Origin of the sequence: Mycobacterium sp. 852014-52450_SCH5900713 (assembly GCF_001667075.1) — a bacterium.
Classification (GTDB): domain Bacteria; phylum Actinomycetota; class Actinomycetes; order Mycobacteriales; family Mycobacteriaceae; genus Mycobacterium.
Genome location: NZ_LZIL01000080.1, coordinates 1 through 11,690, shown reverse-complemented (window position 1 = coordinate 11,690; position 11,690 = coordinate 1). Strand labels below are relative to the sequence as shown.

General features: G+C 68.6%; 11 protein-coding genes and 1 pseudogene. 4 read left to right on the top strand and 8 right to left on the bottom strand.

Annotated elements, in window-relative coordinates; genetic code table 11:
* Positions 1-546: 546 nt before the first annotated feature.
* The gene (locus A5773_RS25830) at positions 547-765 is read left to right on the top strand and encodes a ferric uptake regulation protein (protein ID WP_082948393.1); all 219 of its coding nucleotides are present in this window, start codon (positions 547-549) and stop codon (positions 763-765) included.
* Positions 766-841: 76 nt separating this feature from the next.
* Here the strand turns inward: A5773_RS25830 and regX are convergent, their stop codons facing one another.
* The 6 genes and pseudogenes from regX to A5773_RS24940 form a co-directional block, all read right to left on the bottom strand.
* On the bottom strand, positions 842-1,525 hold the full coding sequence (gene regX / locus A5773_RS24965; protein ID WP_007167631.1) for a two-component sensory transduction protein RegX: 684 nt from the start codon (positions 1,523-1,525) through the stop codon (positions 842-844).
* Between the two features lie 49 nt (positions 1,526-1,574).
* The gene (locus A5773_RS24960) at positions 1,575-2,789 is read right to left on the bottom strand and encodes a cell wall metabolism sensor histidine kinase WalK (protein ID WP_156659683.1); all 1,215 of its coding nucleotides are present in this window, start codon (positions 2,787-2,789) and stop codon (positions 1,575-1,577) included.
* 153 nt (positions 2,790-2,942) lie between these two features.
* Positions 2,943-3,692, bottom strand: a complete 750-nt coding sequence (locus tag A5773_RS24955; protein ID WP_066956333.1) for a phosphoglyceromutase — start codon at positions 3,690-3,692, stop codon at positions 2,943-2,945.
* A 97-nt stretch (positions 3,693-3,789) separates the two neighbouring features.
* A pseudogene (locus A5773_RS24950) lies at positions 3,790-4,324 on the bottom strand (YbjN domain-containing protein); the annotation flags it as partial.
* On the bottom strand, positions 4,321-5,622 hold the full coding sequence (gene mshA / locus A5773_RS24945; protein ID WP_232001993.1) for a D-inositol-3-phosphate glycosyltransferase: 1,302 nt from the start codon (positions 5,620-5,622) through the stop codon (positions 4,321-4,323). The pseudogene A5773_RS24950 and the gene mshA, both read right to left, overlap by 4 nt.
* Positions 5,623-5,651: 29 nt before the next feature.
* Entirely contained in the window at positions 5,652-6,902 is a 1,251-nt protein-coding gene (locus A5773_RS24940; RefSeq protein ID WP_231989263.1) for an ROK family transcriptional regulator, read from the bottom strand.
* 243 nt (positions 6,903-7,145) lie between these two features.
* On the opposite strand from A5773_RS24940, the gene A5773_RS24935 reads away from it, so the two are divergent.
* Positions 7,146-7,895 (top strand): SDR family NAD(P)-dependent oxidoreductase, encoded by a 750-nt coding sequence (locus A5773_RS24935; protein WP_066956323.1) that lies wholly within the window; start codon positions 7,146-7,148, stop codon positions 7,893-7,895.
* Here the strand turns inward: A5773_RS24935 and A5773_RS24930 are convergent.
* Positions 7,879-9,252 carry an Ig-like domain-containing protein gene (locus A5773_RS24930; protein ID WP_197505479.1) on the bottom strand — a complete coding sequence of 458 codons (1,374 nt, stop codon included), beginning with the start codon at positions 9,250-9,252 and terminating at the stop codon, positions 7,879-7,881. The two genes, A5773_RS24935 and A5773_RS24930, sit on opposite strands and share 17 nt — an antisense overlap.
* Positions 9,253-9,285: 33 nt before the next feature.
* The gene (locus A5773_RS24925) at positions 9,286-10,383 is read right to left on the bottom strand and encodes a UDP-N-acetylmuramate dehydrogenase (protein ID WP_067793085.1); all 1,098 of its coding nucleotides are present in this window, start codon (positions 10,381-10,383) and stop codon (positions 9,286-9,288) included.
* Between the two features lie 26 nt (positions 10,384-10,409).
* Here A5773_RS24925 and A5773_RS24920 point away from each other — a divergent pair, with 26 nt between their 5' ends.
* A complete protein-coding gene (locus A5773_RS24920; protein WP_066956314.1) occupies positions 10,410-10,934 on the top strand; it encodes a DUF2505 domain-containing protein in 525 nt (174 codons plus the stop codon).
* Positions 10,935-10,959: 25 nt separating this feature from the next.
* Positions 10,960-11,690, top strand: a 731-nt coding sequence (locus A5773_RS24915) for a carbon-nitrogen hydrolase family protein (protein WP_066956311.1), incomplete at its 3' end; no start/stop codon positions are given.

Here is an 11,690-nt window from a genome sequence, read left to right as displayed (position 1 = left end):
CCCCGACCACGATTGCCCGACGGGCTGATGTTAAGACACTTCATCTGTTCAGGCATTTCGTCGCGTGCGCCACGGCTATCCCGAACGCCATGGTTGCCGAATTAATTCCTGCGGTGCGCCGTCGTGTCGTAACGATGTCGCCGCCCTGGCCGTGACCGCACCGCTCGTCGTACCACACCTGATCCGTTTTCTCCGCGACGCACGCGGCACCATGGTGGTCACTCGCGTGTGCATGGCAACAACCGTGTTGCCAAGCCGAAAGACACTCGGGACGGTAGCTTTCGCCGGAGACACGGAAACGTTTTGCCCTGCAGGCTAATTCGTTGCGAGGCGCCGATTTACCGCCTATTGGCCTGTTGCGCGGTCGATTTCATCGAGATGGCCGCGCGGTGGTATCGACTGCGGCGCAAGCGGCAACGGACCGACTGAATTAGTTTCAGAAAGTAATTCGCTGGCGCAGACGCCTTTGCGTCGAATACACCGGGGTGCGATTTGTCGATCTGAAACCGGCACCGATTTGGGGCCGCGGCGCGTACCCTGACCGATATGGCCACCAAGACCAAGGTCAGGACCTGCGTACATTGCGGCCACACGTTCGATCCGAGCGACCGACACCGCGACCTGTCCGATCCGGGCTGGCTTCCGGCCGCGTCAATTTATTGTTCGCATGAATGCAGTGACCGGTTCCATTGCGATATGGCGCATTGCTGCTCGACCCGCGCGAAAGAAAAGACTCGTCGCAAAGGCGCCAAGGCGGCGCGGTAATCCGCGCTTCGACCGAATCTTTCGGCACGAAAGCCGGATATTCCCGGCTATCGAGCCTGCACTGTTTCGAGCCGGTCTAGCCCTCGAGCTTGTAGCCCAGCCCCCGCACGGTCACCAGGTGGACGGGGTTGGCCGGGTCGGCTTCGATCTTGGACCGCAACCGCTTGACGTGGACGTCGAGCGTCTTGGTGTCGCCGACGTAATCGGCGCCCCACACCCGGTCGATCAACTGTCCGCGCGTCAAGACCCGACCGCTGTTGCGCATCAGGTACTCCAGCAAGTCAAACTCCTTGAGCGGCAACGTGATCGTGTCGCCGTTGACTGAGACGACGTGTCGCTCGACGTCCATCCGTACCGGTCCGGACTCGAGCACACCGTCGCTGATTTCGGAATCGTCGTCACCGCCACGGCGGAGCACCGCGCGGATCCGTGCGATCAGCTCACGCGCCGAATACGGCTTGGTCACATAGTCATCGGCGCCCAGCTCCAACCCGACGACCTTGTCGATCTCGCTGTCCCGTGCGGTCACCATGATCACCGGCACGCTGGAACGAGCGCGGAGCTGCTTGCACACGTCGGTCCCCGACATGCCGGGCAGCATCAGATCGAGCAGCACGATGTCGGCGCCCCCACGATCGAACTCGGCCAACGCGGCTTGCCCATCGGTTACGACCGTGGCCTCGAAGCCCTCCTTGCGCAACAGGAATGCCAGCGGATCGGCCAGCGACTCCTCGTCCTCCACGATCAGCACACTGGTCATGCGCGCCACTCCTTCTCATCGCGATGCTCTGCATCGTCGTAAGCGCGGGTCATCGACTTAGTTCTTCCTCTCGTTGTGACCTGTTGGGCCGCACGTCGCGACCCGGCGGTTGCTCGGGTTGTTCGTCATTGTCCGTGTAGGCCGGAATCGACAGCGTGAATGTCGATCCGGTTCCCGGCTTGCTCCACACGCCGATGCTGCCGTTGTGGTTGGCCGCGACATGCTTGACGATGGCCAGGCCCAGCCCACTGCCGCCAGTGGCGCGCGAGCGTGCCTTGTCCCCCCGGAAGAACCGCTCGAAGACCCGCTCCTGGTCTTCCAACGCGATCCCGATGCCACGGTCGGTGACGGCGATCTCGATGTTGTCGCCGCGGCGCCGGCGGCTGATCGAGACCGGCGAACCGGGCGGCGAATAGGCGATCGCGTTGGACACCAGGTTGGCCAGCGCGGTGACCAGAAGCGTTTCGTCGCCCAGCACCCGCAAGCCGCTGGGCGCATCGGTGCGAATCTCGATATGCGCGTTGTCGGCCGCCACCTTGTGGCGTGAAATCGCCTCGGATACAACGGTATCCACGTCGACCTCGGTCACGTTGGGTAACCGCTCCGCGCCCTGCAGCCGGGACAGCTCGATCAGCTCGGCGACCATGTCCCCCAGCCGGTTGGCTTCGACGAGCACCCTCTCGGCAAAGCGGCGAACGGTTTCGGGGTCGTCGGCGGACGCCAACAGGGCCTCGGCGAGCAGGGCCATGGCGCCGACCGGGGTCTTGAGCTCGTGGCTGACGTTGGCCACGAAATCGCGCCTGGTCGCCTCCATGCGCGCATAGTCGGACTGGTCGTGGGCGAACACCACGGCGAACCGGCGGTCCTCTTCGCTGAGCAGCCGGGCCTGCCCGTGCACCGAGAGCCCGGACCGGCCCGCCGCCCGTTTGGCCGGCCGCAGGTCGAATTCGACGTCGACCCCGCTCAGCGCCTGCTGGGCCGCCTCCCACGCCTGGTCGTCAAGCTGCCGGTCGCGCACCAGGCCCAGTTCCCTGGCCCGGTCGTTGAGGTAGACGACGTCGCGGTGGGAATCCACCACCGCGACTCCAAGCGGCATCAGCGCGACGATGCGTTGCAGCATCTGCGCGACGGTGATCCCGGTCCATTCGGTGGTCGCTCGCTGCCGGCGAGCTTTCGGCGACAGCCGGGTCCCGGCTGCTACCCCTATGGCCAGCCCCAGCACGGACAAGACCCCGGCCAGCAACAGCGCCGAGAACACAGTCACATAGCAAATCCTACAAATCTTCCTGAACGCCGCCCTAGCGGAACGAGGCCAAAATCGGACAAGTCACACTTTGCGCTTCAGGTGTTCGACTCCCGTTAACGCGATGTTCGGCAAACAGGCCTTTAAAACTCGCCGTAGCCACCCGGCCCGGCGTTACCCGCGCCCCTGGCTGGCAACCGCCGCCGCGCCCGCGGCGGCCGCCTCCGGGTCGAGGTAGGTGCCGCCCGGCACCACCGGTTGCAGGTCGGCGTCCAGGTCGTAGCGCAGCGGAACGCCGGTCGGGATGTTCAGCCCGACGACATCGTCGTCGGACATCTGGTCGAGGTACTTGACCAGGGCCCGCAGCGAATTGCCGTGCGCGACGATCAACACCGTCTTGCCGCTGCGCAGGTCCGGGACGATGACGTCGGTGAAGTACGGCAGGAACCGGACCACCACGTCAGCCAGGCATTCGGTCAGCGGGCCGCCGCCGATGTTGGCGTACCGGGGGTCGGTGTCCTGGCTGAACCGGCTACCCCTCTCGATCGGCGGGGGCGGCGTGTCGTAGCTGCGCCGCCAGGCCATGAACTGCTCGTCGCCGTAGCGGGCCTTGGTCTCGGCCTTGTCCAGCCCCTGCAGCGCCCCGTAGTGCCGTTCGTTGAGCCGCCAGCTGCGCCGCACCGGGATCCACAGCCGGTCGACGGCGTCCAGCGTCAGGTGCGCGGTGGTGATCGCGCGGCGCAGCAGCGAGGTGTAGAGGACGTCGGGCAACAGGTTCTGTTCGGCCAGCAGCTCCCCGCTGCGCACCGCCTCGGCCCGGCCCTTTTCGGTCAGCCCGACGTCCACCCAACCGGTGAACAGGTTCAGGGCATTCCAGTCGCTCTCGCCGTGGCGCAGCAGCACCAGCGTGGCAGTGTCTCCCATGCGGGCTAGCTTATTCGTCGTCTTCGTCGATACTTGCTCGACTTCTCCTCATCGCGCTTCGCGCTCTGCATCGTCGTCTTCGTCGATACTTGCTCGACTTCTCCTCATCGCGCTTCGCGCTCTGCATCGTCGTCTTCGTCGATCAGGTGAGCGAACGCCTCGAGGTTCTTCAGCGATTCGCCGCGGGACACCCGCCACTCCCACTCTTTCTGTATCGACGAACGAAAACCCAACTCCAGCAACGTATTGAAGTCCGAATCCACCGCTTCGAGCACCTGCCCGAGCACTCGGTCGATCTCGTCGGCGTCCACCGACGCCAGCGACATGCGGCCCACCAGGTAGACGTCGCCGACCTTGTCCAGTGTGTAGGCGACCCCGTAGAGGCGGCGGTTCCGCTTGAGCAGGAAGCGGTAGACGCCCTCGTGGTTCTCGTCGGGCTTGCGGCACACGAACGCCTCGATGCGCACCGAATGCTCGCCGACGCTCAGGATGGTGTTGGTCTTGAGTTTGCGCTCGCCGGGCAGCTCCACCACCAGGCCGGACAGCCCGCCGTGCGCCCCCTCGTGTTTCGAGTACTCCAGACCGCTCGCCTGCAGCGCGTCCTCGATCACCTGCTCCACAGTCGACGTCATGCGCCCACGCCGCTTCGCTCGGCGGTGTACGCGCGGATCGCGCGCCGATAGCTGGCCAGCAGCGCGTCGGTGGTGTTGTCCCAGGAGAACGTGGCCGCGTGCTCGGCCGCCGCGCGGCTCATCGCCTCGGCCTGTGGCGCGCGCAGCCGCAGCACCCGGTCCAGGGCGTCCGCCCACTGGTCGACGTCGTGGCCGGACACCAGCGTGCCGGTGACCCCGTCGCGCACCGCCACCGGCAGACCACCGACCGCGGCGGCCACCACCGGCGTGCCACACGCCTGCGCCTCGACGGCTACCAGGCCGAACGACTCCGAGTAGCTGGGCACGGCGACCAGGTTGGCGGCCCGGAACAAGGTGGCCAGGTCCGTGCGGGACTGCGGGGGCAGGAAGGTAACCCGCGCCGCGATGCCGAGCTCGTCGGCCAGCCGCCGCAGCCCGTCCGGGGAGGCCATGCCGCTGCCCGACGGGCCGCCGGCCACCACGATGCGCACGCCCGGCAATTTCGCGGCGGCGCGCAGCACGATGTCGGGCGCCTTCAGCGGCTGGATCCGCCCGACGAACGCCACCACGTCTTCGTCGAGCGGCAACCCCAGCGCGGCCCGGGCCGCCCGGCGGTCGCCCGGGCGGAACACCTCGAGATCCACTCCCGGGTGGACGACGTCGATGCGCGTCGGGTCGGCGTGGTGGATGGAGATCAGTTGCCCGGCTTCATCGTCGGTGTTGACGATCAGGCGATCCGCCTCGTCGACGACCTGCTGCTCACCGACGGTGCGCAGCGGCGGCTCGGGCGCGTCACCCGCGGCCAGCGCCGCGTTCTTGACCGCGGCGAGTGTGTGTGCGGTGTGCACCAGCGGCACCGCCCAGCGGTCGCGGGCCAGCCAGCCGACCTGCCCGGACAGCCAATAGTGCGAGTGCACGATGTCGTAGTAACCCGGTTCGTGCGACGCTTCCGCGCGCAGCACCCCCGCGGCGAACGCGCACAGCTGGGTGGGCAGGTCGTATTTGTCCAGGCCCTCGAACGGCCCCGCGACCACGTTGCGCACCAGCACGCCGGGCGCGACCCGGGCGACGGGAGGGTCGGCGGACGCGGTGGCCCGGGTGAAGATCTCGACCTCGATGCCCCGCCGCGCCAGGTGCAGCGCCGTCTGCAGGACGTAGACGTTCATGCCCCCGGCGTCGCCGGTGCCCGGCTGGGCCAATGGTGAGGTGTGCACCGCCAACACTGCGACGCGGCGCGGTTTCAGCCGGAATACGTCATCGTGCCGCACCCTGTCATCTTTACAGGACGTTCCGCTCACCAGCCCAACGCCCAGGACATGGCTTCGCGCTAAGCGGAAGTCTCGTCGACGGCGACGTCGCGCAGCCGCGGATTCAGCGCCCCGGCCCGCCGCATCGCCCCGAGCGGATCGGCGTACAGCCCGCCCAGCGACACGGTCCCCGCGCCCGCCTCCTGGACCCGGTTGCCGAAGACGGTGACGCGGATATCGCGCGGCGGCAACACCGAGCGCTCGGCGAACGCCGCCTCCACGTGCTCCATCGCCTCGGGGTACTCGGTGAAGGCCTGGCCGCCGACGACCAGTTCGTCGGGGTTGAGCATGTCGCGCAGCAACGCCACCGCCTCCCCGAGCACCCGGCCGCGTTCGTTCAGCAATTCTTTGGCCTGCTCGTTGCCGGCCCGGGCCAGCCGCAGCAGGTCGGCGATGCCGGCGGCCGGCGCGTTGGACCGGCCCGGTGAAGCGAACGGGAGGACCCGCAGCCTGCGGGCGGCGGCCAGCACCGCCTCGTCGCTGACGGTGGATTCCAGTTGGCCGGTGCCGCCCAGCAGCTCGGAGTGGGCGGGCAGCGTCGCGATGGTGCCGGGGCCGCTGGCCGGGCAGTGCACCCGTCCGCCGATCACCAGCGCGTAGCCCACGGTCTCGCGGGCGTAGACGTAGAGACTGGTGGGCGAGCTGGGCAGGAATCGCCGCATGCCGAGCAGCAGCTCGGCCCCGGCCATGGCGTCGACGTGCGAGGCCACCGACACCGGCAGTCCCAGCGCGTCGGCCAGCACCGGACCGACCGGCGCCTGCCGCCAACCTAGCCGCGGGTGATCGACGTGACCGGTGGCGCTGTCGACGGTGCCGCCGATCGCGACGCCGACCCACAGCGGGCGGCGCCGATGCCAACGCCGCAGGTAACGAGCGGCGCTCTCGGCCAGCGAAGCCAGCGCGGGCCCGGCCGGGCTGAGCGGTGTCGGCGTCTCGACGGTGTCGAGCGTGCGACCGAACAGGTCGGTGGCCACGATGCTGGTGGTCCGGGCGCCGATGTGGATGCCCAGCGTCACGAACGGTTCGTGGTTGATCTCGACCGGCACGCGTGGGCGTCCGATCGCTCCCGAAACGGCCAGGTCGGCGCGCTCCCGCAGCAACCCGGCCTCGAGCAGGGCGATGACTTGGCGGTTGACCGTCGCAATGCTCAGCGAGGTGACGCCTGCGATGACGTCACGCCCGACGGGGCCGCGCAATCGGACGGCCCGGAACACCGAGGCCGCCGCCGAGTCGGCGATGTGCAGCGCCGGCGGCACGATTTGACGACGCACCGACCGGTGGCCCTTGTAGCTGGCACGGGCGGGCGGATGAAGAGTCTGGGTGAGGGTATTCGAGCGCACGAGCGTCCTTTGTCCGATTTTTGTTGGCCGTCACTGGCCACGCCTGAAAAAGTCAGGAGCGGCAAAGTGCGCGACAACAACACGCACCCGCCGCGCAAAGACACGCGGCGGTGGTGCTGGACAGGGCGCTGAGGTGCACGAAGAAAATTTAGCACGCTCACTAAGGTTGTTTCTATGGTTGGAAATGTCAGGAATGAACGGGTCGCGGTGGTCACAGGCGCCAGCTCGGGAATCGGCGAGGCGACCGCCCAGACCCTCGCTGCGCAGGGCTTTCACGTGGTGGCGGTGGCGCGCCGGGCGGAGCGGATCAACGCCCTGGCTCGGGAGATCGGCGGAACCGCGATTGTGGCCGACGTCACAGACGACGCGGCGGTCGCCGCCTTGGCCGACGAACTGGCCCGGGTGGACGTGCTGGTCAACAACGCCGGGGGCGCCCGCGGACTGGCACCGGTCGCCGATTCCGACTTCGAGCACTGGCGGTGGATGTGGGAGACCAACGTGCTGGGCACGCTGCGGGTCACCCGGGCGCTGCTGCCCAAACTCATTGACTCCGGCGACGGCCTGATCGTCACGGTGACTTCGGTTGCGGCACTTGAGGTTTACGACGGCGGCGCCGGATACACGGCGGCCAAACACGCCCAGGGAGCGCTGCACCGCACGCTGCGCGGCGAGCTGCTGGGTAAGCCGGTGCGGCTGACCGAGATCGCGCCCGGCGCGGTGGAGACCGAGTTTTCGCTGGTTCGCTTCGACGGCGATCAACAACGCGCCGACGCCGTCTACACCGGCCTCACACCGCTGGTTGCCGCCGATGTCGCCGAGGTGATCGGCTTCGTGGCCTCGCGGCCGCCCCACGTCGACCTCGACCTGATCGTCATGAAGCCGCGCGACCAGGCGTCGGCCACCCGGTTCAACCGCCGGGGCTAGTCGCCGGGCTGGACGAGGTGGTTGTCGTGGTGGGCGTGCCGGACAGGCTCGGCGCGGTCGACGGCGTGACCGGTGCGGTCACCGGAATCTGCGTGGACGGCGGGTGCGCGGTGGGAGGTGGGAGCGCCGACATGGCGACCCAGGTGTCCCAATCGACGGCCCAGTCCCAGAGGTCGCCGTCGGAATAGGACAGCTGGATCGAGCTCCCGGTCACTTCGACCGGGTCGCCGTACATCGCCGACCCGAAGTACTGCTCCGCGTCGCCGGTCGACAGGTTGATGCAGCCGTTGGTGACGTTGCTGTTGCCTTGCGCGCCGGCGCTCGACGGGTTGGCGTGGATGAACTCGCCGTTGTTGGAGATCCGCACCGCCCAGCGCTCGTGCACGTGGCTGTAGCCGGCGGCGGGGTTGGACATGTAGAAGTCGGCGTACTTCTCGGTGACGACGTGGATGCCGTTGCGGGTGACGTTGCGCGCCTTGTCGGCCTCGCCGTAGCTGCACGGGAAGTCCATGATGACGCCTTCGTCCCTGATCACCTGGATGCGGTGCGAGGTGACCTCGGCCTTGACCACCTGCCGGCGGCCGATCTGGATGTTCAGTGAGATGTCGTCGGCGCCGTAGGCGCTGTCGCCGAAGGGCAGGCCGTACAACTTGGCGTCGACGTTGACGGTGGTGCCCGCGGGGTAGTACTCGCGGGTGCGCCAGTGCACCCGGGCGCCCGCCGCTTCGTCGGGCAGCCACGCCCAACTGCCCTCGACGGGCGGATTCGTGGTGACGGTCAGCGCCTTCTCGACGGCGGCCTTGTCGGTGATCGGCGCGTCGAACTGGATGATGATCGGCGCCGCCACCCCGACGGTCTGGCCGTCGGCCAGCTGGAACGCCCCACCGATCTTCTTGGTGGGAGAAACCGTGGTGAACTTGCCCTTCACCGGGATCGCCTTGCCGTCGTGCCCGACGGCCGAGCCGCTCCACGTGTAGGTCGCGTCGTAGCCCAACGGCTCGGTGGTGCTGTAGACGGTGCGGTCGGAGTTGAACTTGCCCGCCACGGCCTTGCCCGCGGAATTCGTCAGCGCGACGTGCTGGAACCAGCCGTCGCTGATCTGGACGCTGATCGGCGCGATCGGCACCACGTTTTCGGTCGCATCGGCCGGCTGGAACTTCAGCTGCGGCGCGGGCTGCTCTTTCTTGTCGGCCTGCTTGGCCGTGGTGCCGCTACACGCGGCCAACAGGCTGGGGGCGAAGACCCCCAGTCCGAGGGCCGCCAAAGCCACACGCCGGTTGATCGGCGGCGGGGTGTGCGACGTGCTCACGAAAGTCAAAGATACCGGGCAAAATCCACCAACCCCGCCGCGACAAATCGGGGCCGGGGCGGTCTTTCGCAGGATTCGGAGCTACAGCCTGCAGCCGAGCAGGACAGGCTCGGGTTGCAATGTGACACCAAACACATCACGAACCCCGTCGCGGATGACGCGGGCCAGTGCGATCACCTCGTCGGCGGTGGCGCCGCCGCGGTTGGTCAGCGCCAGCGCGTGCTTGGTGGACAGCCGGCATCGCGCCCCGGGATCGTCGGGATAACCCTTGGTGAAGCCGGCCCGCTCCACCAGCCAGCCCGCCGCCAGCTTGACGCCGTCGGGCGCCGGGTAGTGCGGAACGGCCTCGTGGACGCTCGCGGCCAGCCGCTCGTACACCTCGGGCGCAACCATCGGGTTGGTGAAGAACGACCCCACGCTCCAGGTGTCGTGGTCGTCCGGGTCGAGCACCATGCCCTTGCGGCCTCGCAGCGTCAAAACCGCCTCGCGGACCGCCCGCGGATCGGCCCGCTCACCGCCGCTCAGCCCCAGCGCGGCGGCCAGTTCGCCGTAGCGCAGCGGCGCACTGCGGCCCGATGCGTCCAGGGCGAACTCGACTTCCAGTACCACCCAAGGGGTTTCGGGCGCAGCCTGTTTGAACACGCTGGTGCGGTAGCCGAAGCCGAGCTCGCCGGCCGGCACCCAGCGCACCTGCCCGCTGCCGCGGTCCAGTACCCGGACCCGGGTGATGGTGTCGGAGACTTCCGCACCGTAGGCTCCGACGTTTTGCACCGGGGTGGCCCCGGCCGACCCGGGAATCCCGGACAGGCATTCCAGGCCGCCCAGACCGTGCTCAATGGCGCTGACCACGACGTCGTCCCACACCGCCCCCGCCTCGGCGCGCACCAGGGCGCCGTCGATGGTGATCGCGCTGTTGGCCAACCGAACGGCGGTCAGGTCGGCGCAGGTGTCGGCGATCACCAGGTTGGACCCGCCGGCGAACACCAGCACCGGGGCATGTTCTCCCGCAAGGCTTTCGGCATCCACCCCCCGCACCGCGGCGATCACCTGTTCGGTGCTGGCGCAGGTGATCAGGCGGCGCGCGACCGGCCCCACCCGCAACGTCGTCAGCGGCGCGAGCGACACCGCCTCGGCGACATGCGCGCCGGCGAATGTCGAGCCGGCATCGCTGGATTTCATGGCCCGTAACGGTAGCCTCACCTGCTATGCCGCGTTCATTCGACTTGTCGGCCGACTACGACGGCAGCGTTGAAGAGGTGCATCGGGCGTTCACGGACGAGACCTATTGGCGGGCACGGCTGGCCGGGTCCGGTGTCGACCTCGCCACGCTGGAATCGATGCGGGTCGGCGGTGAAGCCGGGGACGACGACACCGTCGAGGTCGTCACCGTGCAGGTGATCCACAGTCACAAGTTGCCGGGGATGGTCACGCAGTTGCACAGCGGCGACCTCCGCATCAGGCGCGAGGAGATCTGGGGACCCGTCGCGGACGGCGCCGCGCAGGGCTTGGTCGTCGGCTCGATATTGGACGCCCCGGTGAAACTGAAGGGCACCGCCGCGCTCTCGACAATCGTGGAGACGGGCGGTGCCCGACTGACCTTCCGGGCCACCGTCCAGGTACGCGTCCCGATCATCGGCGGCAAGCTGGAGAACATCATCGGCACCCGACTGGCCGAGCTGGTGGCAGCGGAGCAGCGGTTCACCACGGAGTGGATCGCCAACACGGCCTAAGGACGCCGAGCCTAAGCTGGCGCCCATGCGAATCGCGTTGGCGCAGATCCTCAGCGGCACCGACCCGGCCGCCAACTTGGAGCTGGTGCGCGAGTACAGCGGCCGGGCCGCCGACGCCGGCGCGAAGCTGGTGGTGTTCCCGGAGGCGACCATGTGCCGGTTCGGCGTTCCGCTGGCGCCGATCGCCGAACCGGTCGACGGGCCGTGGGCGGCCGGGGTGCGGGGCGTCGCGGCCGATTGCGGCATCACGGTGGTTGCCGGCATGTTCACCCCGGCCGGGGACGGCCGGGTGAAGAACACGCTGATCGCGGCCGGTCCGGGCAGTCCCAACGAGCCGGACACGCACTACGACAAGATCCATCTCTACGACGCCTTCGGCTTCACCGAGTCACGCACCGTCGCACCCGGCCGCGAGCCGGTGGTGATCACGGTCGCCGGCGTGGGGGTGGGGCTGACGGTCTGCTACGACATCCGCTTCCCGGCCCTGTACACCGAGCTGGCCCGCCGCGGCGCCCAGCTGATCGCCGTCTGCGCATCGTGGGGCGCGGGGCCCGGCAAGCTCGACCAGTGGACGCTCTTGGCGCGGGCCCGCGCGCTCGATTCGATGAGCTACGTCGCCGCGGCCGGCCAGGCCGACCCGGGCGAGTCTCTGACCGGGTCGGGCGCGCCCACCGGGGTCGGCGGCAGCCTGGTGGCCTCCCCGTTCGGCGAGGTCGTCGCGTCGGCCGGCTCCGCGCCGCAGTTGGTGCTGGCCGA

What these genes read in the sequence shown, in the direction of transcription:
- A5773_RS24920 (WP_066956314.1), top strand. Translation starts at nt 10,410, where the DNA reads ATGCCGCGTTCATTCGACTTGTCGGCCGACTACGACGGCAGCGTTGAA.
- A5773_RS24925 (WP_067793085.1), bottom strand. Translation starts at nt 10,383, where the DNA reads ATGAAATCCAGCGATGCCGGCTCGACATTCGCCGGCGCGCATGTCGCC.
- A5773_RS24935 (WP_066956323.1), top strand. Translation starts at nt 7,146, where the DNA reads ATGGTTGGAAATGTCAGGAATGAACGGGTCGCGGTGGTCACAGGCGCC.
- regX (WP_007167631.1), bottom strand. Translation starts at nt 1,525, where the DNA reads ATGACCAGTGTGCTGATCGTGGAGGACGAGGAGTCGCTGGCCGATCCG.
- A5773_RS24955 (WP_066956333.1), bottom strand. Translation starts at nt 3,692, where the DNA reads ATGGGAGACACTGCCACGCTGGTGCTGCTGCGCCACGGCGAGAGCGAC.
- A5773_RS25830 (WP_082948393.1), top strand. Translation starts at nt 547, where the DNA reads ATGGCCACCAAGACCAAGGTCAGGACCTGCGTACATTGCGGCCACACG.